The organism is Kitasatospora sp. NPDC059599, from assembly GCF_042735125.1.
Classification (GTDB): Bacteria; Actinomycetota; Actinomycetes; order Streptomycetales; family Streptomycetaceae; genus Kitasatospora.
Genome location: NZ_JBHWCL010000025.1, coordinates 33,298 through 52,223, shown reverse-complemented (window position 1 = coordinate 52,223; position 18,926 = coordinate 33,298). Strand labels below are relative to the sequence as shown.

The window sequence follows — 18,926 nt, the reverse complement described above, 5'->3', positions numbered from 1 at the left end:
GCCACCCCCTGCGGCGGGCGTGTGGGCGCGCCGCCGGTCGTACGATCCATAAGCCCTGTCCTCCGTCGGGCCCGCCCCGTCAGGCCGCCTTACGGTGAGGCACCGTGCCGGTACCGACAGCTGCCGGGCATGGAGCGACCCCGAGGAGCACCGGCTCAGCCGGTGCCCCCACCCCTGCTGACACTCTGTTGCGCTCCAGGGTATGCCGGGGTCGACCCGGTGGGCAGACTTTCGGACAACCGGAAACGCGCCACCACGCTCGGGTGTCGCACGGTGACACAATGCCCGCTCTCACCGGACGACACCCGGTGACGTTGCATCAGGACGATAACAACACCGATTCGGCCACCCGGCGCTCGGGTCGGTTCCGGATCAGCCCTCGACGGGCGCCTCCTGCGGCTGCGCGGCCTCCTCCGGCTCCGGAAGCCCCAGGTGGGCCCGGGCGGCGGCCGGCCCGTCGGCCAGCAGGACGGCGAAGCCCGCGTCGTCCAGGACCGGCAGTCCAAGCTGAACGGCCTTGTCGTACTTGGATCCTGGGTTGTCACCGGCGACCACAAAATCGGTCTTCTTCGAAACCGAACCGGTCACCTTCGCTCCGCGCGAGGTCAGCGCCTCCTTGGCACCGTCCCGGGTGTGGCCGGCCAGCGTGCCCGTCACCACGACGGTCAGCCCCTCCAGCGGGCGCTCCGCCTCCTCCTCGTCCGCGAACTCCTCGGTGAAGCGGACGCCCGCGGCACGCCACTTCTCCAGGATGTCGCGGTGCCATTGCTCCTGGTACCACTCGACCACCGACCGGGCGATGATCGGCCCGACGCCCTCGACCGCGGCCAGCTCCTCCTCGGTGGCCGAGAAGATCCGGTCCAGGTCACGGAACTCCCGGGCCAGCTCCTGCGCCGCGACCGGCCCCACGTGCCGGATCGAGAGACCGTTGAGGAACCGCCACAGCGGACGCTCCTTCACCTTCTCCAGGTTCTCCAGCAGGATTGCGGCGGTCTTCTTGGGCTCGCCCTTCTGGTTGGCGAAGAAGGTGGCCTTCTTCTCCTTGCCGGTGCGGTCGTCCAGCTTGGGCATGCCGGTCTTCTGGTCGCGCACCAGCACCTGGATCGGCAGCAGCTGCTCCATCGTCAGCCCGAAGACGTCGCCCTCGTCCCGCACGGGCGCCTCGGTCGGCTCCAGCGGCTGCGTCAGCGCGGTGGCCGCGACGTAGCCCAGGCCCTCGACGTCCAGCGAGGAACGGCCGCCCAGGAAGGCGATCCGCTCCCGGATCTGGGCCGGGCAGAACTGGGCGTTGGGGCAGCGCAGGTCGATGTCGCCCTCGGCCATCGGGCGCAGCTCGGCCCCGCACTCGTGGCAGTGCGAGGGCATCACGAACTCCCGCTCGGTGCCGTCCCGCAGGCTCTCCACCGGGCCGAGGATCTCCGGGATGACGTCACCGGCCTTGCGCAGCACGATAGTGTCGCCCAGCAGCACGCCCTTGGCCTTGACGACCTGCTGGTTGTGCAGCGTCGCGTACTGCACCATCGAGCCCGCCACCTTCACCGGTTCGGCCAGCACCGCGAACGGGGTGGCCCGGCCGGTGCGGCCGATGCCGACGCGGATCTGCGCCAGCTTGCCGGTGACCTCCTCCGGCGGGTACTTCCAGGCGATCGCCCAGCGCGGCGACTTCGAGGTGGCCCCGAGCCGGCCCTGCAGGGCGATCTCGTCCACCTTCACGACCACGCCGTCGATCTCGTGCTCGACCGAGTGCCGCTGCTCGCCGAACTGCCCGATGAACGCCCGCACCTCGTCCAGCGTGCCCACCACCCGGTTGTGCCGGGCCGTCGGCAGGCCCCAGCCGCGCAGCAACTCGTAGGCGTGCGACTGGTTGTCGGTGTCGAAGCCGACCCGGGCGCCGATGCCGTGCACCACCATGTGCAGCGGACGGGAGGCGGTGACCAGCGGGTCCTTCTGGCGCAGCGAACCGGCGGCGGCGTTGCGCGGGTTCATGAACAGCCGGATCATCGCCCGGGGCCGCTTGCCCTCCGCGGCGCGCTCCTCGTTCTCCCGGCGGCGGCGCTCGTTCTCCTCCACGAAGGAGGCGTTGAGCGCCTCGAAGGCCTCGGTCGGGAAGTAGACCTCGCCGCGGATCTCCACCAGCTCGGGGACGTCCTCGCCGTCGAGCCGGTGCGGGATCTCCTTGATGGTGCGGACGTTGGCGGTGATGTCCTCGCCCACCCGGCCGTCGCCGCGCGTCGCCGCCTGCACCAACTGGCCGTTCTCGTAGGTGAGGTTGACGGCCAGGCCGTCCACCTTGAGCTCGCACAGGTAGTGGTAGTCGATGCCGTCCAGCTCGCCGGCGACGCGCTCCGCCCAGGCGGCGAGCTCCTCGTCGTCCATCGCGTTGTCGAGGCTGAGGAGGCGCTCGCGGTGCTCGACCTCGGCGAACAGCTCGGTGGGGGCGCCGCCGACCTTCTGCGTCGGGGAGTCGGGCGTGACCAGGCCCGGGTGCCCGGCCTCCAGCGCCTCCAGCTCGCGCATCAGGGCGTCGAACTCGGAGTCGCTGACGACCGGCGCGTCCTGCTCGTAGTACCGGGCGCGGTGGTCGGTGATCTCCTGCGCCAGCTCGGCGTGCCGCCGGCGCACCTCCGCCGGTACGTCCTCCCAGCCCTCGACAGCCGTCACCGCAAGCCCTCCTACGTTCTCATTCCGGGTTGTCCACCAGGCTCTGCGCCGCCCGCACGCTCTGCGACAGCGCCCTGCGCGCGTACGCCGGGGAGGCCCCGGCCAGCCCGCAGGTCGGCGTCACCAGCACGCGGCGGCCCAGCAACTCCGGGGCGAACCCGAGCCTGCGCCACAAGGTCCTGACACCCTGGACACTACCGGCCGGGTCGGACATCCCCAGGTCAGTGGAGGGGACGACACCCGCGAGGATCATCGTGCCCGCATCCACGGCCTCGCCCAGGTCGTCGTCCGAGCGCTCGGTGAGGAGGGAGAAGTCGAGGGAGACGCCGGCCACACCGGCCCGTCGCAGCAGCGGGATCGGGACGTCCGGCGCGCAACTGTGCACCACCACGGGCGCGTCCAGGCCGCGGATCACCTCCCGCAGCACCTCCTCGGCGACCTGCCGGTCCACGGCCCGCAGCCGCTGGAAACCGCTCGCGGTCCTCACCGATCCGGCCAGCACCGCGGGCAGCGAGGGCTCGTCCAGCTGCAGCACGACGTCCGCACCCGGGACCCGCCTGCGGACGTCGGCGAGGTGGCGGCGCAGGCCCTCGGTGAGCGAGCCGGCGACGTCCCGGCAGGCGCCGTGGTCGGCGAGCGCCTTCTCGCCGTGCTTCAGCTCGACGCTCGCCGCCAGCGTCCACGGGCCCACGGCCTGGACCTTCAGCGCGCCCCGGTAGCCCTGGGTGAACTCCTCCAGGGCGTCCAGGTCCTCGCCGAGCCACGAGTGGGCCCGCCGGGTGTCCCGGCCGGGGCGGTCGGTGAACCGCCAGCCGCTCGGCTCGGTCTGCGCGAACAGCTCGACGAGGAAGCCGGCGCCGCGCCCGATCATGTCGGCGCCCGGCCCGCGCGCGGGCAGCTCCGGCAGGAACGGCAGGTGCTCCAGCGCCCCGGTGGAGGTCTTGGCGGCCTCCCGGGCGTCGGTACCGGGCAGCGATCCGACACCGGTGGCGGCGCCGCGCAGGTCGGGGAAGGGGTGTGGGGTGCTCACCCGTCCGAGCCTAGTGCGCGGCGCCGGTGCCCGGTTCCGCGCCCGGTCTCAGCGGCCCGGGCGGACGCTGATGTCGGTGATCTCCGCGTCCCGGGAGGCGTCCAGGGCGGCCAGAACCGCCCGGGCGACGGACTCGGGGTCGATCCAGCGGCCGGCCTCGTACTCCTTGCCCTCCTGCTGGTGCACCTTGGCCTGCATCGCCGTGGCGGTGCGGCCCGGGTAGACCGAGGTGACCCGGACGCCGCCCGCGTGCTCCTCCTGGCGCAGCGAGTCGGCGAGCGCCTTCAGGCCGTGCTTGCTCGCCGCGTACGCCGACCACTCGGCGTGGGCGTTCAGGCCGGCACCGGAGTTCACGAAGACGACGTGGCCCCTGGCCAGGCGCAGGGACGGCAACAGCAGGCGGGTCAGCTCGGCGGGGGCGACCAGGTTGACGTTCAGCGTCTCCTGCCACGCCTTCACCGGCAGCTCGCCCACCGTGCCCAGCTCGACCACCCCCGCGACGTGCAGCAGCGAGTCCAGCTCGACGGGCAGCGCCTGGTGCCCGAAGGCCCAGGACAGCTTCGCCGGGTCGCCGAGGTCGCCGACCAGGGTGTTCGCCCCGGGGAAGCGCTCCCGCAGCTCCGCGGCCCGGCGGGCGTCGCGGGCCAGCAGCCAGAGGTCGTCCCCGCGCTCGGCGAGCCTGCCCGCCAGGACGGCGCCGATGCCCGAACCGGCACCGGTGATCAGATGTGCAGCCATGGGTCCGATCCTCTCAGGCCTTGAGCTGCGCAAAAACCTCGGCGGGCGTGTCGGCGAAGGTCATCAGCTCCGACAGCGGCCGGGGCAGGAAGCCCTCGGCGTCCATCCGCTCCAGCTGGGTCCGCAGGCCCGCGTAGAAGCCCTCGGTGTCCAGGACGACCACCGGCTTCTCGAACATCCCGTGCTTCTTGAGCTCCAGCACCTCGGTGACCTCGTCCATCGTCCCGAGCCCGCCCACCAGCACGACGATCGCGTCCGCCCGGCCCACCAGCTCGGCCTTGCGCTCCGCGAGGTCACGGGTCATGACCAGCTCGTCGGCGCCGACGTACCCCTTGTGCTTCAGCATCTCGACCATGATCCCGACCAGCGTGCCGCCCGCGGCCTTCACCTCGTCGGCGAGCAGGCCCATCAGCCCGGCGTTCGAGCCGCCCCACACCAGGGTGTGCCCGCCCTCCCCGAGGAGCCGGGCGAACTCCGCGGCCGGGGCGGAGTAGCGGTCGTCGAGTGAGTACGCGGAGCAGAAGACAGTGATGTTCATAGTGCTCACTGGTCTATCACGCCACCTCTCCCCCGCTCACCGGCATTACGCCCGGCCGGTGGCGACCCCTAAGGTGCTGCGCGTGCGCCAACTCGAAATATCGGACCTGATCACGGCCGTGGACCCGCGTGACGGCCGGCGGCTCCCGGTCCTGCGCGAGGACGTCGTCCGGCAACTACGGGAGGGCGGGGACGAACGGGCGGCCCGGATCGTCGCCGGACTGCCCGCCGACCGGGACGGCGCACTCGACCCCGCCGCCGTCGACCGGTTGCTCGTCAGCGTGCACACCGAACTCCAGCGGCTCAGCGAGGAACTGCGCATCGGCGACCGCCTCGTCCACCTGCTCGGCCCGCTGTTCACCGCGATCCGGGCGGCGGACGGCGGGCGGCCCGGGCCGTACCGCCTGGTCGACATCGGCTGCGGTCTCGGCTACCTGGTCCGCTGGCTCGCCGCGACCGGCGCCCTCGGCCCCGACGTCGAACTCGTCGGCGTGGACCTCAACGCCGCACTCGTCGGCGAGGCCGACCGGCTCGCCCGGGCGGAGGGACTCGACTGCCGCTTCGTCCACGGCAACGCCTTCGAACTGCCGGAAGCCGCCACGGTCTACGTCTCCACCGGAGTGCTGCACCACTTCGGCGCGGACGCCCTCGGGGAGTTCTTCCGGGCACAGGCCGCGTCGCCCGCCCTCGCCTTCTGCCACTTCGACATCGCCGCCACCGGCCTGGCGCCCATCGGTGCCTGGGTCTTCCACCGCGCCCGGATGCGCCACCCGCTCGGCCGCCACGACGGCGTGGTCTCCGCACAACGGGCCCACCCCGACGAGGTGCTGCTGCGGGCGGCGGCGGCGCCCGGCATGCGGGCGCTGGTGTACGAGCCGCGCGGGCTGTCCAACCCGTTCTGCACCACCCTGCGGCCGGTGATCGGGGTGCGGCCGGAGCTGGAGGCGCCACTGCGGCAGGCGCTCGGACGCCGCGCCCGACGGCTGGTCGGGCCCGAGCACCTGGTCGGGGCCGCCCGATGACACCCGCCGTGTTGCTCCTGCTGCTGGGCCTGGTCGACGCGGCCTTCAGCGGCTTCCGCGCCTACGCCGGCCGCGACGCCCGCATCCGCAAACACCGGGGCAACGTCCGGGCCGCCGGGCGGGGATTCGCCGTCGGGGCCGCCTTGTTGACGGCTCCGGCCGTGGTGGCGGGCCTGGTGCTGGTGACGGCCGCCGACCGGGCACGGACCTTCGGGGCCCTGACCGCCGGAGGCTTCGGCTACCTGCTCCCCCTGGCCGTCTACGCGGCAGCCGTCCTGCTCTCACTGGCGGCCTACTTCACCCTGCCGTTCCGCGCCGGCACCCTGGCGATGGTCATCGGCCTAGGCCCGCTGACCCTGCTGCGGCCCCTCGCCGTCGTCGCGGCGTGCTGCGGCGCGGTCCTCAACGGTGGTGGCGTTCCGGCCCTGCTGGTCGGCGCGGTCGCCGGTGCGGCGGTCCTCTGCGTCGAGCCCGTCGTGCACTGCCGCTGGTACGGCGAGGTGCAGTAGAGCCCGCCACCGGAGGTCAGTCCTTGTACGGGAGGAGCTCCGACAGGCTCAGGGTGAAGCCGAAGGGCTCCGGAATGCCGATCGCATCGCCGAACTTCCGGTCACTGCGGGTGTGGTAGCGGTCGCGGTTCGGCTCCGAGAACAGCGCCACCGTCTGCTGGCGCGGGTCCACGATCAGGTGGAGCGGGATGCGCATCGCGGCGTAGTCGTGCAGCTTGTCCATCCAGTCATTGCCCGGATTGGACGGCGAGACGATCTCGACGGCGATCAGGGCTTCGGCGGCGGGGGCCTTGTTGCCGGGCTCGGAGAGGACCTCCAGCGGCAGGTACGTCAGGTCGGGCTCGCGCCCCTTCGAGACGTCCGGGCTGACGATCTCGCTCCGCTCGCTGGGGAGGTAGCCGTCAGGTGCATGCTGCTCGAACTGCCTGCGCACCTGGGCCGCGTTGAGCTGATGAATATCGGAAGGAGACGCCTGCATGATCAACGTGTCTCCGGACCATTCGATCCGGACACCCTCTCCGGAGGGTGCGCCTCGGACATCGTCGGCCACTGCTCCTCAGCGTAGTGATCAGGGGCGGAGCACGGTTCACCCCGCCCCCAACTCCGTTGTGCCGGAAGGGTTCGGTACGCGGCTGATGGCCCGGCGGCAGAAGCGGGGCGGGACTCCCCGGCGGCGGACGAACCGTTCGCGCAGGACGGCCGGGCCCGCGAATCAGGACCCACCGGTCACGGGTGCTGGAAGAGCACCTCCGGGTTCGCCGGCGACGGGCCGTCGAGGAGGGGCTGGTGGACACCCTTCAGGGTGCGGTCGAAGAAGGCCCCGACGTACTCCCGGGTGAGCTGCATGCCGCGCTCCGGCGAGGTGGTCGTCCCCGGGGGGAACGGCAGACCGATCTCGGCGGCCAGGACCGGGACGTCCGTGAAGCTGGCGTGGTTGGCACCCGCGACGGCCAGCCAGGGCTTGTAGCCCTTCCATCCCGCCCAGGCCTTGCCCCAGGACGGGTCCCCGCCGTCGGCTGTGTGGTTGCTCTGCTTGCCGAGCAGGAGGAACGAACGGCCCTGCAGCGCGTCGGCCGGGACGGGCGGGAAGAACGCTCCGTCCATGTTGACCCCGGCCCGGATCCGCCGGTCCTCGGCCATCGCGTTCAGTGTCGAGGCGCCGCCGATGGAGTGTCCGGCCATGCCGATGCGGTCGCGGTCGATGAGGTGGGACAGCCGCCAGGCGGGGTCGTGCCCGGTCAGCCGGTCCAAGACGAACGACACGTCCTTCGCCCTGCTGTCGGGGAGGGTGTCCGGGGCGCCGCCCTCGCACAGCGTGCAGCCCGGGGTGGTGCCGTCGGCGAGCGTCTCCCCGGAGTCCTCGTAGGTGTGGCCGACCAGGGCCACGACGTAGCCGTGACTGGCCAGGTCGGTGGCCAGGCCGGTCAGGGTGGCGCGGGGGTTCTCGAAGCCGGGCGAGAGGACGACCAGCGGGAACTTCCCGCCGGCGGCCCGAGCCCCGCTGTAGGCGTAGGTCGTGGTGTTCGCGACGTCCTGCGGCCGGAGTCCGGTGCCCGGCGGGACCCGCGTCGCCACGAAGCCCTGTGCCTCGCCGAGGGTCATGTACGGCGCGGGGACGCCGGTGTCGTGCCGGGCCGGGTAGAACATCGACACCGCCAGCTGCCGCGGCCCGGCCGTGGGCACCCAGGGGTCGGTGCGGTCCTGGTCGGTCAGGTGCAGCACCTCCTCGCCGACCGCGTACGGCCCGGTCGGGCGGGGCAGCTCGCCGTGGAAGGCCGCAGGGGTCACGGCGACAGCCACGGCGGCGGGCGACGGCGAGGCCATAGCGGCCCCGGCGATCGGGAGGGGAAGGGCGAGAACGAGGGCCGCGACGGCCGCGATACGGCGAGATCGGTTCATGGCCGTGAGACTAGGTTCGTGGCCCGGGCCCCCGGATCAGCCCGATTGATGCATTCTCCGGCCGTGGTCATCCGGAGGACCGGGCGGCGTCATCCTCGTGGATGACGCCGCCGGGTTCGTTTCAGGCGCTGACGGCCGGCCGCTCGGTGGTGGCGATGGTCGCGGAGCCGACGACGCGGGTGCCGTCGTACAGCACGACCGCCTGGCCGGGGGCGATACCGCGCACCGGGGTGTCGAGGCGGACGTGCAGCTCGCCGTCGACCACCGAGGCGCTCACCGGCACCTCCTCGCCGTGGGCGCGCAGCTGGGCGGTGTAGCGGCCGTCGGCCAGGGGCTCGGTGCCACACCAGCGGGGGCGGATGGCGGTGAGCGCGGTGACGTCCAGGCCCTCGACGGGGCCGACCGTCACGGTGTTGTCCACCGGGGAGATGTCGAGCACGTACCGCGGCTTTCCGTCGGCCGCCGGGCGGCCGATCCGCAGGCCCTTGCGCTGGCCGATGGTGAAGCCGTACGCGCCGTCGTGCTCGCCGAGCTTGGTGCCGTCGGTGTCGAGGATGTCGCCGGTGGCGGTGCCGAGGTGCTTGGCCAGGAAGCCCTGGGTGTCGCCGTCGGCGATGAAGCAGATGTCGTGGCTGTCGGGCTTCTTCGCCACGGCCAGGCCGCGGCGCTCGGCCTCCTCGCGGATGACGTCCTTGGTGGTGTCGCCGAGCGGGAAGAGCGAGTGGGCGAGCTGGTCGGCGTCGAGGACGCCGAGCACGTAGGACTGGTCCTTGGCGCCGTCGACGGCTCGGTGCAGTTCGCGCGAGCCGTCCGGCAGGTCGACGATCCGGGCGTAGTGGCCGGTGCAGACGGCGTCGAAGCCGAGGGCGACCGCCTTGTCCAGCAGCGCGGCGAACTTGATCTTCTCGTTGCAGCGCAGGCAGGGGTTGGGGGTGCGGCCGGCCGCGTACTCGGCGACGAAGTCGTCGATGACGTCCTCGCGGAACCGCTCGGCGAGGTCCCAGACGTAGAACGGGATGCCGATGACGTCGGCGGCCCGCCAGGCGTCCCGGGAGTCCTCGATGGTGCAGCAGCCGCGGGCGCCGGTCCGGAAGGACTGCGGGTTGGCGGACAGTGCCAGGTGGACGCCGGTCACCTCGTGCCCGGCTTCGACGGCCCGGGCGGCGGCGACGGCGGAGTCGACTCCGCCGGACATCGCCGCGAGTACGCGCAGTCGGCCGGTGGACGGAGTGGTCGGGGCACCCGGGAAGTCAGTCATGGTGACTACAAGAGTACGTGGCCGCCGGACCTGCCCGGCCCCGGAACTGCCTACCGCCGCACCGACGCCAGCCCGGCGTTGCGCGCCCGCTGGACCACCGGGCCGATGGCCTGCGCGAGCGCCGTGACGTCCTCCGGCGCCGAGGTGTGGCCGAGCGAGAACCGCAGCGAGGCACGGGCCAGCAGCGGGTCGACGCCCATGGCGAGCAGGACGTGGCTGGGCTGCGGCACGCCGGCGGTGCACGCCGAACCCGTCGAGCACTCGATGCCGGCCGCGTCGAGCAGCATCAGCAACGCGTCGCCCTCGCAGCCGGGGAAGGAGAAGTGCGCGTTGGCCGGCAGCCGGCCCTCGGCGGCCGGGTCGCCGTTGAGCACGGCGTCCGGGACGGCGGCCAGGACGGCCGCCACCAGGTCGTCGCGCAGCGCGCCGAGGGTCACGGCGTGCTCCTCGCGGTGCTTCACGGCCCAGGCCGCGGCGGCCGCGAAGCCGGCGGCGCCGGGGGCGTCCAGGGTGCCGGAGCGGACGTCGCGTTCCTGCCCGCCGCCGTGCAGCAGCGGGACCGGCGCGGCCCCGCGGGACAGCAGCAGGGCGCCGATGCCGAACGGGCCGCCGATCTTGTGACCGGTGACGGTGAGCGCGGTGAGCCCGGACTCGGCGAAGGAGACCGGGACCTGACCGAGCGCCTGCACCGCGTCGGCGTGCATCGGGATGCCGTACTCGGCGGCCACGGCGGCGAGTTCGCGCACCGGCTGGATGGTGCCGACCTCGTTGTTGGCCCACATGACGGTGACCAGCGCGACCGACGCGGGGGCGCGCTCGATCGACTCGCGCAGCGCCTCCGGGTGCACCCGGCCGTGCTCGTCCACCGGCAGGTACTCGACCGAGGCGCCCTCGTGTTCGGAGAGCCAGTGCACCGCGTCGAGCACCGCGTGGTGCTCGACCGGGCTGCACAGCACCCGGGTGCGGGCCGGGTCGGCGTCCCGGCGGGCCCAGTAGAGGCCCTTGACCGCGAGGTTGTCGGACTCGGTGCCGCCGCCGGTGAGCACGATCTCGCTCGGGCGGGCGCCCAGTGATTCGGCCAGCGACTCGCGGGACTCCTCGACCACCCGGCGGGCCCGGCGGCCGGCCGCGTGCAGGGACGAGGCGTTGCCGACCACCCCCAGGTGCGCCGTCATCGCGGCGATCGCCTCGGGCAGCATCGGCGTGGTCGCCGCATGGTCCAGGTATGGCATAACCATCCGATTGTAGAGGGCTGCGCCGCGCGGCCTTCCAACCCTGCGTACCGATCCGGCCATCGCGTGGTCGGACCGGCGCCGACCGCCCGCCCGGGCCGCGCCCGGACGCGGACGCTGGCCGGGCCTGACGGCACTTCCGAAAACCTTCCCGACACCTTCCGAACGCCTTGCAAGGGCCGTGCGAGGGCCTTCCCGGGGCTTGTACGCACGCCTCCCGCCCGGCCGCGTCGGGCCCGCCCCGCGCACTGGTCTGCACCAATTCCGGACAGTCGCGTCCGTCGCCGGTTTGTACCACTACGCCCCCCAGCGGTTAGCCTGGCGCCACTTCTCAGCCGGATCAACGGGGGCGCCATGTCGCAGTCGGTCGACCGCGCGCTGACCCTGCTCGGTGCGCTCGGTGACGCGCCGCTCTCGCTGGAGCAGGCCGCCGGCAGCCTCGGGGTGCACAAGTCCACCGCGTTGCGGCTGCTGCGCACCCTGGAGGAGCACGGCTTCGCCCGCCGCCAGCCCGACCTGCGCTACCGCCTCGGCGGCCGGGTGCTCTCGCTGGCCCACCGCGCCCTGGAGGACTTCGACGTCCGGCAGGTCGCCGCGCCGTACCTGGCCGCGCTCAACGCCCGCTGCGGCTACACCGTCCGGCTCGCCGTGCTGCACGACGGCGAGGTGCTGTACCTGGACGAGGTGGCCGGTCCCGCGGCGGCCGAGCCGTCCCGGATCGGGCGCCGGGCGCCGGTGACGGGCACGGCGGTCGGCCGGGTGCTGCTCGCCGGGCTGCCCGCGGACGGGCCGTGCGAGGAGGCCGAACTGGCGGCGGTGCGCCGCCGGGGCTGGGCAGCGGAGTCCGCGGAGCACCGGGAGGCGGTGACGTGCGTGGCCGCTCCGGTCGCGGGCAGCGGGGGCCGGACGGTCGCGGCGTGCGCGCTGAGCGCCCCGGCCGGGCAGGTGCCGCCGGCCGAACTGGCCCGGATGGTGCCGGAGCTGCTCTGCACGGCCGAGGCGATCTCGCTCGCGTACGGCGGCTCGCCTACTCCTCGCTGGTGCGAGAACCGTTGCGGTGCCAGGCCCGTGGCGCGCGCCAGCCGTACTTCAGGGCGAGCATCCGCAGGCCGAAGGCGGTGAGCGCGGCGGCCGTGCCGGTCACTCCGGTGAGCCGGTCCACGCCGATCAGCAGCGCGACCAGCGTGGATCCGACCAGGGCGGGCACGGCGTAGATCTCCCGGTCCCAGCGCAGCAGCGAGGGGATCTCGCCGGCCAGCACGTCGCGGATCACGCCGCCGCCGGCCGCGGTCACCATGCCGAGCGCGATCGCCGCGACGGCGCCCAGCCCGTAGTCGTGCGCCTTGGCGGTGCCGGTGACGCAGAACAGGCCGAGCCCGAGGGCGTCCAGGGTCTGCACGGCGCGGTTGATCCGCTCGACCTCGGGGTGCAGGAAGAACACCACCAGCGCGGCGACGAGCGGGGTCAGGAAGTAGCCGAGGTTGGTGAAGGCGGCGACCGGGGTGGCCCCGATCACCAGGTCGCGCATCACACCGCCGCCGAGGGCCGTGACCTCGGCCAGGACGCAGATCCCGAAGATGTCCATGTTCTTGCGGACGGCGAGCAGGCCCCCGGAGAGGGCGAAGACGAAGATGCCGACGAGGTCCAGCGACTGCTGCACGTCGGAGGGGAAGATCTGCGAGGTCACCACACAACTATGACCTGCGCGGAACCTTCCCCTCCGCTTGCCTCCTCAGACGGCAGTCTTCTCCGGCGTCCCCTCGGGCGCGTTCTCCGGGAAGTGGCAGGCCACCTGGTGCCCGGACTTCAGCGCCACCAGCGGCGGTTCCTGGGTGGAGCAGACGTCCTGGGCCTTCCAGCAGCGGGTGCGGAAGCGGCAGCCGCTGGGCGGGTTGATCGGGGAGGGGACGTCGCCGGTGAGCAGGATCCGCTCACGGCCGGAGCGCTGGCGTCGGCGCGGGTCGGGGACCGGCACGGCGGACATCAGCGCGTTGGTGTACGGGTGCATCGGGCTGCGGTAGAGCGAGTCCCGGTCGGCGATCTCCACGACCTTGCCGAGGTACATCACCGCGACCCGGTCCGAGACGTGCCGGACCACCGAGAGGTCGTGCGCGATGATCAGGTAGGTCAGGCCGAGCTCCTGCTGGAGGTCGTCCAGCAGGTTGACCACCTGTGCCTGGATCGAGACGTCCAGCGCCGAGACCGGTTCGTCCGCGACGATCATCTTCGGCTTCAGTGCGAGCGCCCGGGCGATGCCGATGCGCTGGCGCTGGCCGCCGGAGAACTCGTGCGGGTAGCGGTTGTAGTGCTCGGGGCTGAGGCCGCACAGCTCCAGCAGTTCCTGGACCGCCTTCTTGAGCCCGCCCGCCGGTACCGCGTTCTGCAGCTTGAACGGCGCTCCGACGATGGTGCCGACGGTGTGCCGGGGGTTCAGCGAGGAGTACGGGTCCTGGAAGATCATCTGGATGTCGCGGCGCAGCGGCCGCATCGCCCCGACGCTCAGGTGCGTGATGTCGGTGCCCTCGAACTCGATCTTCCCACCGGTCGGTTCGTCGAGCCGGGTGACCAGTCGGCCCATGGTCGACTTGCCGCAGCCGGACTCGCCGACGACGCCGAGCGTCTCGCCCGCGTTGACGCTGAAGTCGATGCCGTCGACGGCCCGGACCGCGCCGGTCTGGCGCCGCATCAGCCCGCTGCGGATCGGGAAGTGCCGGGTCAGGCCCGTCACCCGGAGCAGCGGCTCGCGGTCGGGGGCGGGGGCCGGCGACGGGATCGGCGCCGCCTGAGTGTCCGTCATCGGTTCTCTCCAGAAAGGTGGTACGAGGCCGGGCTCACAGCCGGGGCGCGATCTCTTCGGCGAAGATGCGGTGCCGCTCGTCGGCCGGCAGGTGGCAGGCCGCGAGGTGCCCGGGGGTGGCCTCGGCCAGCACCGGAACCTCGCTCGTGGAGCGCCCGTCGGTCAGGGCGGCGTACGGGCAGCGCGGGTGGAAGGCGCAGCCGCTCGGCACGTTGATCAGGCTGGGCGGGGTGCCCTTGACCGGGACGAGCCGGTCCTGCAGCTCCCGGTCGAGGCGCGGCATCGAGCCCAACAGGCCCCAGGTGTAGGGGTGTTCGGGCGCGTCGAAGAGGGTGTCGGCCGGGCCGCGCTCGATGCACTTGCCGCCGTACATGACCAGGATGTCGTCGGCCAGTTCGGCGACCACTCCGAGGTCGTGGGTGATGATGATGACGGCGGAGCCGAACTCCTCCTGGAGGTCGCGGATGAGGTCCAGGATCTGCGCCTGGACGGTGACGTCCAGGGCGGTGGTGGGCTCGTCGGCGATCAGCAGCGAGGGGTCGTTGACCAGGGCCATGGCGATCATCGCGCGCTGGCGCATGCCGCCGGAGAACTGGTGCGGGTAGTCGTCCACGCGGCGGTCGGGCTGCGGGATGCCGACGCGGTCGAGCATCTCGATCGCGCGGGCCCGGGCCCGCTTCTTGCTCGCCTCGGGGTGGTGCACCCGGTAGGCCTCGACGATCTGCTGCCCCACCGTGTAGTAGGGGTGCATCGCGGTCAGCGGGTCCTGGAAGATCATCGCCAGCTCGCGGCCGCGCAGTTGGCGCACCCGGTCCGGGCCGGCCGCGATCAGGTCCTCGCCGTTCAGCCGGATCTCGCCGCTGATCCGGGCCCGCTTGGAGCGGTGCAGGCCCATGATGCCGAGCGAGGTGACGGACTTCCCGGAGCCGGACTCGCCGACGATGCCGAGGGTGCGCCCCTTGTGCAGGTCGAAGCTGACCCCGTCGACCGAGCGGACCAGGCCGTCGTCGGTGTCGAAGTGGATCCGCAGGTCGCGCACGGAGAGGAAGGGGTCCCCGGAGGGGGCCTGCGCATCGGCTGCCGTGGTCTTCTGGAGGTCGGTCACGAGAGCCTCACGCGGGGGTCGACGAGGGCGTACAGGAGGTCGACCACGAGGTTGCAGGCGACGATGAAGAAGGCGGCGAGCAGGGTGACGCCGAGGATCTTGGGCAGGTCGTTGTCGGAGATCGCCTGGACGGCGAACTGGCCGACGCCCTGGAGCGAGAAGACCTGCTCGGTGATCAGCGCGCCGCCGAGCAGCAGCCCGAGGTCCATGCCGAAGATCGTGACGATCGGGGTGAGCGCGGCGCGCAACCCGTGCCGGGTGACGACCTTGCCCTCGGCGAGGCCCTTGGCCCGCGCGGTGCGGATGTAGTCCTCGCTCATCGTCTCCAGCATTCCGGCGCGGGTGAGCCGGGCGTAGAGCGCGGAGTAGAGGAAGGCCAGCGAGATCCAGGGGAGGATCAGGTTGCGGGCCCACATCAGCGGGTTGTCCGCGAAGTCGACGTACTGCAGGTTGTCCAGGATCGGCCACTCGTAGCTGAAGAGCGTGAGCAGCAGCGCGCCGGTGAAGAAGACCGGGAGCGAGACGCCGGCGAGGGCGACGCCCATGGAGAGGCGGTCGAAGATCGACCGCGGCTTCAGGGCGGAGACGACGCCGGTGGCGACGCCGGAGACCAGCCAGAGCACGGCCGCACCGGCGGCCAGCGAGATGGTGACCGGGATCCGCTTGGACAGCTCGGGCCAGACCTCCAGGTGGTTCTTGAAGGAGTAGCCGAAGCAGGGCACGTGACAGGTGGCCGGTTCCGGCCCGAACTGGTACTCGGCGCCGCTGACCAGCCCCTTGAGGAAGTTCCAGTACTGGGTGTACAGCGGCTGGTCGAGACCGAGGTTCTGCTTGACCGCCGCGATCGCGTCGGGTGAGGGGTTCTTCCCGATGTACTGGGCGGCCAGTTGGTCGGCCGTCTCGCCGGCGACGCGGGGGAGCAGGAAGAAGATCGCGAAGGTGACCGCGCTGACGACCAGCAGCAGAATCACCGCCGCGAAGATCCTGCGGATGATGTAGGCAAACACAGTTGGGCGGCTCCGGCGGCCCGCCGCCGTCCGGGATCTTCCGGACTGCGGCGGGCGCCGCTGCCTTCACCTGCCTTCAGGGATGCGGAGCCAGGCTCTTACTTGGTGGTGCCGATGTTCAGGTAGTCGTACTCACCGGAGAACGCCGGGGTGGAGGCGATGTTGGTGGCGTTGTCCGGGCGGTACAGGAAGACCTTGAAGTAGGTCAGCGGGACGATGACCGCCTGGTCCATGACCTTCTTGTCGATGTCGCCGTAGATCTTCTCGCGGGCCGCCTTGTCCGGGTTGACGGCGGCGTCGTCGATCATCTTGTTGACGGCCGGGTCGTCCAGCTGGGACAGGTTGCTGTTGCCGGAGGGCTTGATCGCACGGCCGTCGACGATCTGCTGCAGGAAGCCGTAGCCGGTCGGCCAGTCGGCGCCCCACTGCATCATCATCAGGCCGATGTTGTGGTCCTGGGTGAACTGCGGGGCACCGGCGCTGTCGGTCAGGTACTTGCCCTGCGGGTACTGCTGGATCTCGGCGTTGATGCCGACCTTCTTCAGCGCGGCCTGGATCGAGGTGGCCGCGGCGACCTCGGTGGCGCGCTCGGTGCGGGCCGAGATGACGGTGTTGATGCTGTCCTTGCCGCAGGCCTTCAGGGCGTCCTTGGCCTTGGCCTCGTCACCCTTGTTGTCCTTGGTCTCGTACTGGTTGAAGTCCTGGTGGCCCGGGATGTCCGGCGGGAGCACCGTGTTGGCGATCTGGCCGCGGATCGGGCCGCCCTCGGCGGTCTGCACCGAGACCTTGTCGATCGCGAACTGGACGGCCTTGCGGCAGTCGACGTTGTCGAACGGCGCGACCTTGGAGTTGATCGCCAGGTAGACCAGACGGCCGCCGTAGGCGTTGTCGGTGCTGGCCTTGAGCTTCGGGTTCTGCAGGATCTGCGCCTGGGTCTGCGGGTCGACGCCGCCGCCCACCAGGTCGACCTGGGCGTTGCCGGCCAGCAGGTCCTTGTCGATGGTGGCCTGGTCGATGTTCATCTTGAGCAGGATCTTCTCCGGAAGCTGCTTCCGGATCGGGTCGGTGCTCGCGTCCCAGTTGGTGTTCGGCACCAGGACGGCCTGCTTGCCGTCCTCGTAGGACTCGAACTTGAAGGAGCCCGAGGACACGATGTGCTTCACGTAGTCGGCACCGGTGTCCTTGGCCTGCGGGACCGGCGCGGTCTGCGGGGCGCTGACCAGGTAGTCGAAGTCCGCGAACGGGTGCTTCAGGTGGAAGACGATCGTGGTGTCGTCCGGCGTCTCGATCGAGTTCAGACCGCCGGCCTTGTCCTTGTACGGACCGGCGTACGGCGTGTCGTTGTCGACCAGCAGGTCGTGGAAGTACGTCGGGCCGTTGGAGTTCACGTCCGGCGCGAAGTTGGAGCGCTCGACGGCGTACTTGACGTCCTTCGAGGTGATCGGGGTGCCGTCGTCGTACTTCAGGCCCTTGCGGATCTTGTACGTCCAGGTCAGGCCGTCCGCGCTGGGCTGGCCCATCGACTCGGCGAGGTCCGGGACGAGCTTGTTGCCCTCCTCGCCGGCGGCCGGGTTGAACGTGGTGAGCGGACGGGCGTACAGCCGCGAGAAGTTGTAGATGTACGCGTAGTACGTGTTGCCCGGGTCGAGCGAGTCCGGGGTGCCCTTCATCTCGAAGGTGACCGTCCCGCCCTTCTTGTCCGAGGCGTTCACGATGTTCTTGGTGGCCGCGTTGGCGCCGCCGCCGCCCGAAGTGGACGAGGAGGAGGCGTCGCCGCTCTTCGACGAGCTGGAACAACCGGTCACGACCAGGACCGCGGCGGCGGCCGCCGCGGTCAGGGCGACGGTACGGGACCTACGCATGGGAAAGATCAACCCCTTGAGGATGTGGAGACGGTGGAGGGTCCTGACGCGGAGTCAGTTGCTCTTGGGATCGAGGGCGTCGCGCAGCCCGTCGCCGAGCAGGTTGAAGGCGAGCACGGTGATGAAGATCGCCAGACCGGGGACCACCATGTACTGGGGGTCCACCTGGTAGTACCGGATCGCGTCCTGGAGCATTCCGCCCCAGGAGGCTTGCGGGGGCTGGATGCCCACGCCGAGGAAGCTCAGCCCGGCCTCGAAGAGGATGTTGGTCGGGATCAGCAGGGTCGAGTAGACCAGGATCGGACCGACCAGGTTGGGCAGCAGTTCCTTGAACAGGATGAACGGTCCGCGGGCGCCGAGGGAGCGAGCTGCGTGGACGAACTCGCGCTCGCGCAGCGAGAGGGTCTGTCCGCGCACGATCCGGCCCATGTAGGGCCAGTTGAAGAAGCCGATCACGAAGATCAGCACCAGGATGTGCAGCGGGAGGCCGTGCAGGCCGAACGCACCGCCCTGCAGCGAGGTCGAGATCGCGATCGCGAACAGCAGCAGCGGGAAGGCGAGGAAGACGTCCATGACGCGGCTGATCAACGTGTCCACCCAGCCGCCGTAGTAGCCGGCCATGATGCCGAGCACGGTGCCGATGGTGTTGGACAGCACGGTCGCGCCGAACGCGACCAGCAGGGAGACCCAGGAGCCCTCGATCACGCGGGTGAGCAGGTCACGGCCCTGCAGCGGGTCGACCCCGAGCGGGTGGTCCCAGCTCATGCCTCCCCAGTCACCGAACGGCAGGCCGCCGAGGTCGGCGTCCAGCAGGTCCTGGTGGAGGGCGTCCGGGTCGAGCCCGAACATCGACTCGATCGGCTTGGCCAGCACGGCGAGCAGGATCAGCAGGATCACCACGGCGCCGCCGATGACGGCGGCCTTGTCCCGCTTGAAGCGGGTCCAGGCGATCTGGCCGAGGGAGCGGCCCTCGATCTTCTTGGCCGGGCTTTCGGCGGCTGCTGCCTCCGGCTCGTTCCCGGCGGTGGTCACGGATGCGGTCATGGTCAGTTGGTCCCCTCGCCGACGGTGGCCGGCCCACGGGTGCCGGTCGCCGGCTTCGGCGGTGCGGCTGCGGACGTGCGAAAGGTGCTAGGAGGAGCGGGTGTTCGCGGCAGTGCGTCGTGCACGGGCACTGCCACACGCGGGATGGGCTTCGCGTGGACAAGCGGGTCGGCGTGCGCGATCACCTTTGTGGGGTTCCAGTACGCGCGGTGCGTTGCGCAGAAC

Annotated in this window: 17 protein-coding genes; 3 read left to right on the top strand and 14 right to left on the bottom strand. The window is 71.6% G+C overall.

Annotation, left to right across the window (positions count from 1 at the left end):
• Positions 1-372: 372 nt before the first annotated feature.
• The 4 genes from ligA to ACFV04_RS12200 are packed head-to-tail and all read right to left on the bottom strand — an operon-like array spanning position 373 to position 4,967.
• Entirely contained in the window at positions 373-2,661 is a 2,289-nt protein-coding gene (ligA, locus tag ACFV04_RS12215; RefSeq protein WP_380528697.1) for an NAD-dependent DNA ligase LigA, read from the bottom strand.
• Between the two features lie 19 nt (positions 2,662-2,680).
• Positions 2,681-3,691, bottom strand: a complete 1,011-nt coding sequence (locus tag ACFV04_RS12210; protein ID WP_380345627.1) for a methionine synthase — start codon at positions 3,689-3,691, stop codon at positions 2,681-2,683.
• 48 nt (positions 3,692-3,739) lie between these two features.
• A complete protein-coding gene (locus tag ACFV04_RS12205) occupies positions 3,740-4,429 on the bottom strand; it encodes an SDR family oxidoreductase (RefSeq protein WP_380528695.1) in 690 nt (229 codons plus the stop codon).
• A gap of 13 nt (positions 4,430-4,442) precedes the next feature.
• The gene (locus ACFV04_RS12200) at positions 4,443-4,967 is read right to left on the bottom strand and encodes a TIGR00730 family Rossman fold protein (protein ID WP_360254161.1); all 525 of its coding nucleotides are present in this window, start codon (positions 4,965-4,967) and stop codon (positions 4,443-4,445) included.
• A gap of 58 nt (positions 4,968-5,025) precedes the next feature.
• On the opposite strand from ACFV04_RS12200, the gene ACFV04_RS12195 reads away from it, so the two are divergent.
• Both ACFV04_RS12195 and ACFV04_RS12190 read left to right on the top strand, forming a co-directional pair.
• Positions 5,026-5,988: a class I SAM-dependent methyltransferase gene (locus tag ACFV04_RS12195; RefSeq protein WP_380528693.1), complete on the top strand. Its 963-nt coding sequence runs from the start codon at positions 5,026-5,028 to the stop codon at positions 5,986-5,988.
• A complete protein-coding gene (locus tag ACFV04_RS12190) occupies positions 5,985-6,497 on the top strand; it encodes a hypothetical protein (protein ID WP_380528691.1) in 513 nt (170 codons plus the stop codon). The genes ACFV04_RS12195 and ACFV04_RS12190 overlap by 4 nt, the downstream gene beginning before the upstream one ends.
• 16 nt (positions 6,498-6,513) lie before the next feature.
• On the opposite strand, the gene ACFV04_RS12185 is transcribed toward ACFV04_RS12190, so the two are convergent.
• The 4 genes from ACFV04_RS12185 to ACFV04_RS12170 form a co-directional block, all read right to left on the bottom strand.
• The gene (locus ACFV04_RS12185; protein WP_380528689.1) at positions 6,514-7,047 is read right to left on the bottom strand and encodes a Uma2 family endonuclease; all 534 of its coding nucleotides are present in this window, start codon (positions 7,045-7,047) and stop codon (positions 6,514-6,516) included.
• Positions 7,048-7,223: 176 nt separating this feature from the next.
• Positions 7,224-8,396, bottom strand: coding sequence for an alpha/beta hydrolase family protein (locus ACFV04_RS12180; protein ID WP_380528687.1), 1,173 nt, complete (start codon positions 8,394-8,396; stop codon positions 7,224-7,226).
• Positions 8,397-8,517: 121 nt separating this feature from the next.
• Positions 8,518-9,654: a tRNA 2-thiouridine(34) synthase MnmA gene (gene mnmA / locus ACFV04_RS12175; RefSeq protein ID WP_380528685.1), complete on the bottom strand. Its 1,137-nt coding sequence runs from the start codon at positions 9,652-9,654 to the stop codon at positions 8,518-8,520.
• Positions 9,655-9,704: 50 nt separating this feature from the next.
• Positions 9,705-10,886 (bottom strand): cysteine desulfurase family protein, encoded by a 1,182-nt coding sequence (locus ACFV04_RS12170; RefSeq protein WP_360254149.1) that lies wholly within the window; start codon positions 10,884-10,886, stop codon positions 9,705-9,707.
• A 354-nt stretch (positions 10,887-11,240) separates the two neighbouring features.
• Here ACFV04_RS12170 and ACFV04_RS12165 point away from each other — a divergent pair, with 354 nt between their 5' ends.
• Positions 11,241-12,008 carry an IclR family transcriptional regulator gene (locus ACFV04_RS12165; protein WP_380528682.1) on the top strand — a complete coding sequence of 256 codons (768 nt, stop codon included), beginning with the start codon at positions 11,241-11,243 and terminating at the stop codon, positions 12,006-12,008.
• Here the strand turns inward: ACFV04_RS12165 and ACFV04_RS12160 are convergent.
• The 6 genes from ACFV04_RS12160 to ACFV04_RS12135 form a co-directional block, all read right to left on the bottom strand.
• Positions 11,914-12,573 (bottom strand): trimeric intracellular cation channel family protein, encoded by a 660-nt coding sequence (locus ACFV04_RS12160; RefSeq protein ID WP_380345640.1) that lies wholly within the window; start codon positions 12,571-12,573, stop codon positions 11,914-11,916. The two genes, ACFV04_RS12165 and ACFV04_RS12160, sit on opposite strands and share 95 nt — an antisense overlap.
• 45 nt (positions 12,574-12,618) lie before the next feature.
• On the bottom strand, positions 12,619-13,683 hold the full coding sequence (locus ACFV04_RS12155) for an ABC transporter ATP-binding protein (RefSeq protein ID WP_380528680.1): 1,065 nt from the start codon (positions 13,681-13,683) through the stop codon (positions 12,619-12,621).
• A 34-nt stretch (positions 13,684-13,717) separates the two neighbouring features.
• Positions 13,718-14,788, bottom strand: a complete 1,071-nt coding sequence (locus ACFV04_RS12150; RefSeq protein ID WP_380528678.1) for an ABC transporter ATP-binding protein — start codon at positions 14,786-14,788, stop codon at positions 13,718-13,720.
• The gene (locus ACFV04_RS12145; protein ID WP_380345644.1) at positions 14,785-15,795 is read right to left on the bottom strand and encodes an ABC transporter permease; all 1,011 of its coding nucleotides are present in this window, start codon (positions 15,793-15,795) and stop codon (positions 14,785-14,787) included. Before ACFV04_RS12145 ends, ACFV04_RS12150 begins: the two co-directional genes overlap by 4 nt.
• Positions 15,796-15,893: 98 nt before the next feature.
• Positions 15,894-17,657, bottom strand: coding sequence for an ABC transporter substrate-binding protein (locus ACFV04_RS12140; protein ID WP_380528676.1), 1,764 nt, complete (start codon positions 17,655-17,657; stop codon positions 15,894-15,896).
• Between the two features lie 54 nt (positions 17,658-17,711).
• On the bottom strand, positions 17,712-18,701 hold the full coding sequence (locus tag ACFV04_RS12135; protein ID WP_380345648.1) for an ABC transporter permease: 990 nt from the start codon (positions 18,699-18,701) through the stop codon (positions 17,712-17,714).
• Positions 18,702-18,926 lie beyond the last annotated feature (225 nt).

What these genes read in the sequence shown, in the direction of transcription:
- ACFV04_RS12205 (WP_380528695.1), bottom strand. Translation starts at nt 4,429, where the DNA reads ATGGCTGCACATCTGATCACCGGTGCCGGTTCGGGCATCGGCGCCGTC.
- ACFV04_RS12200 (WP_360254161.1), bottom strand. Translation starts at nt 4,967, where the DNA reads ATGAACATCACTGTCTTCTGCTCCGCGTACTCACTCGACGACCGCTAC.
- ACFV04_RS12190 (WP_380528691.1), top strand. Translation starts at nt 5,985, where the DNA reads ATGACACCCGCCGTGTTGCTCCTGCTGCTGGGCCTGGTCGACGCGGCC.
- ACFV04_RS12180 (WP_380528687.1), bottom strand. Translation starts at nt 8,396, where the DNA reads ATGAACCGATCTCGCCGTATCGCGGCCGTCGCGGCCCTCGTTCTCGCC.
- mnmA (WP_380528685.1), bottom strand. Translation starts at nt 9,654, where the DNA reads ATGACTGACTTCCCGGGTGCCCCGACCACTCCGTCCACCGGCCGACTG.
- ACFV04_RS12170 (WP_360254149.1), bottom strand. Translation starts at nt 10,886, where the DNA reads ATGCCATACCTGGACCATGCGGCGACCACGCCGATGCTGCCCGAGGCG.
- ACFV04_RS12165 (WP_380528682.1), top strand. Translation starts at nt 11,241, where the DNA reads ATGTCGCAGTCGGTCGACCGCGCGCTGACCCTGCTCGGTGCGCTCGGT.
- ACFV04_RS12155 (WP_380528680.1), bottom strand. Translation starts at nt 13,683, where the DNA reads ATGACGGACACTCAGGCGGCGCCGATCCCGTCGCCGGCCCCCGCCCCC.
- ACFV04_RS12140 (WP_380528676.1), bottom strand. Translation starts at nt 17,657, where the DNA reads ATGCGTAGGTCCCGTACCGTCGCCCTGACCGCGGCGGCCGCCGCCGCG.
- ACFV04_RS12135 (WP_380345648.1), bottom strand. Translation starts at nt 18,701, where the DNA reads ATGACCGCATCCGTGACCACCGCCGGGAACGAGCCGGAGGCAGCAGCC.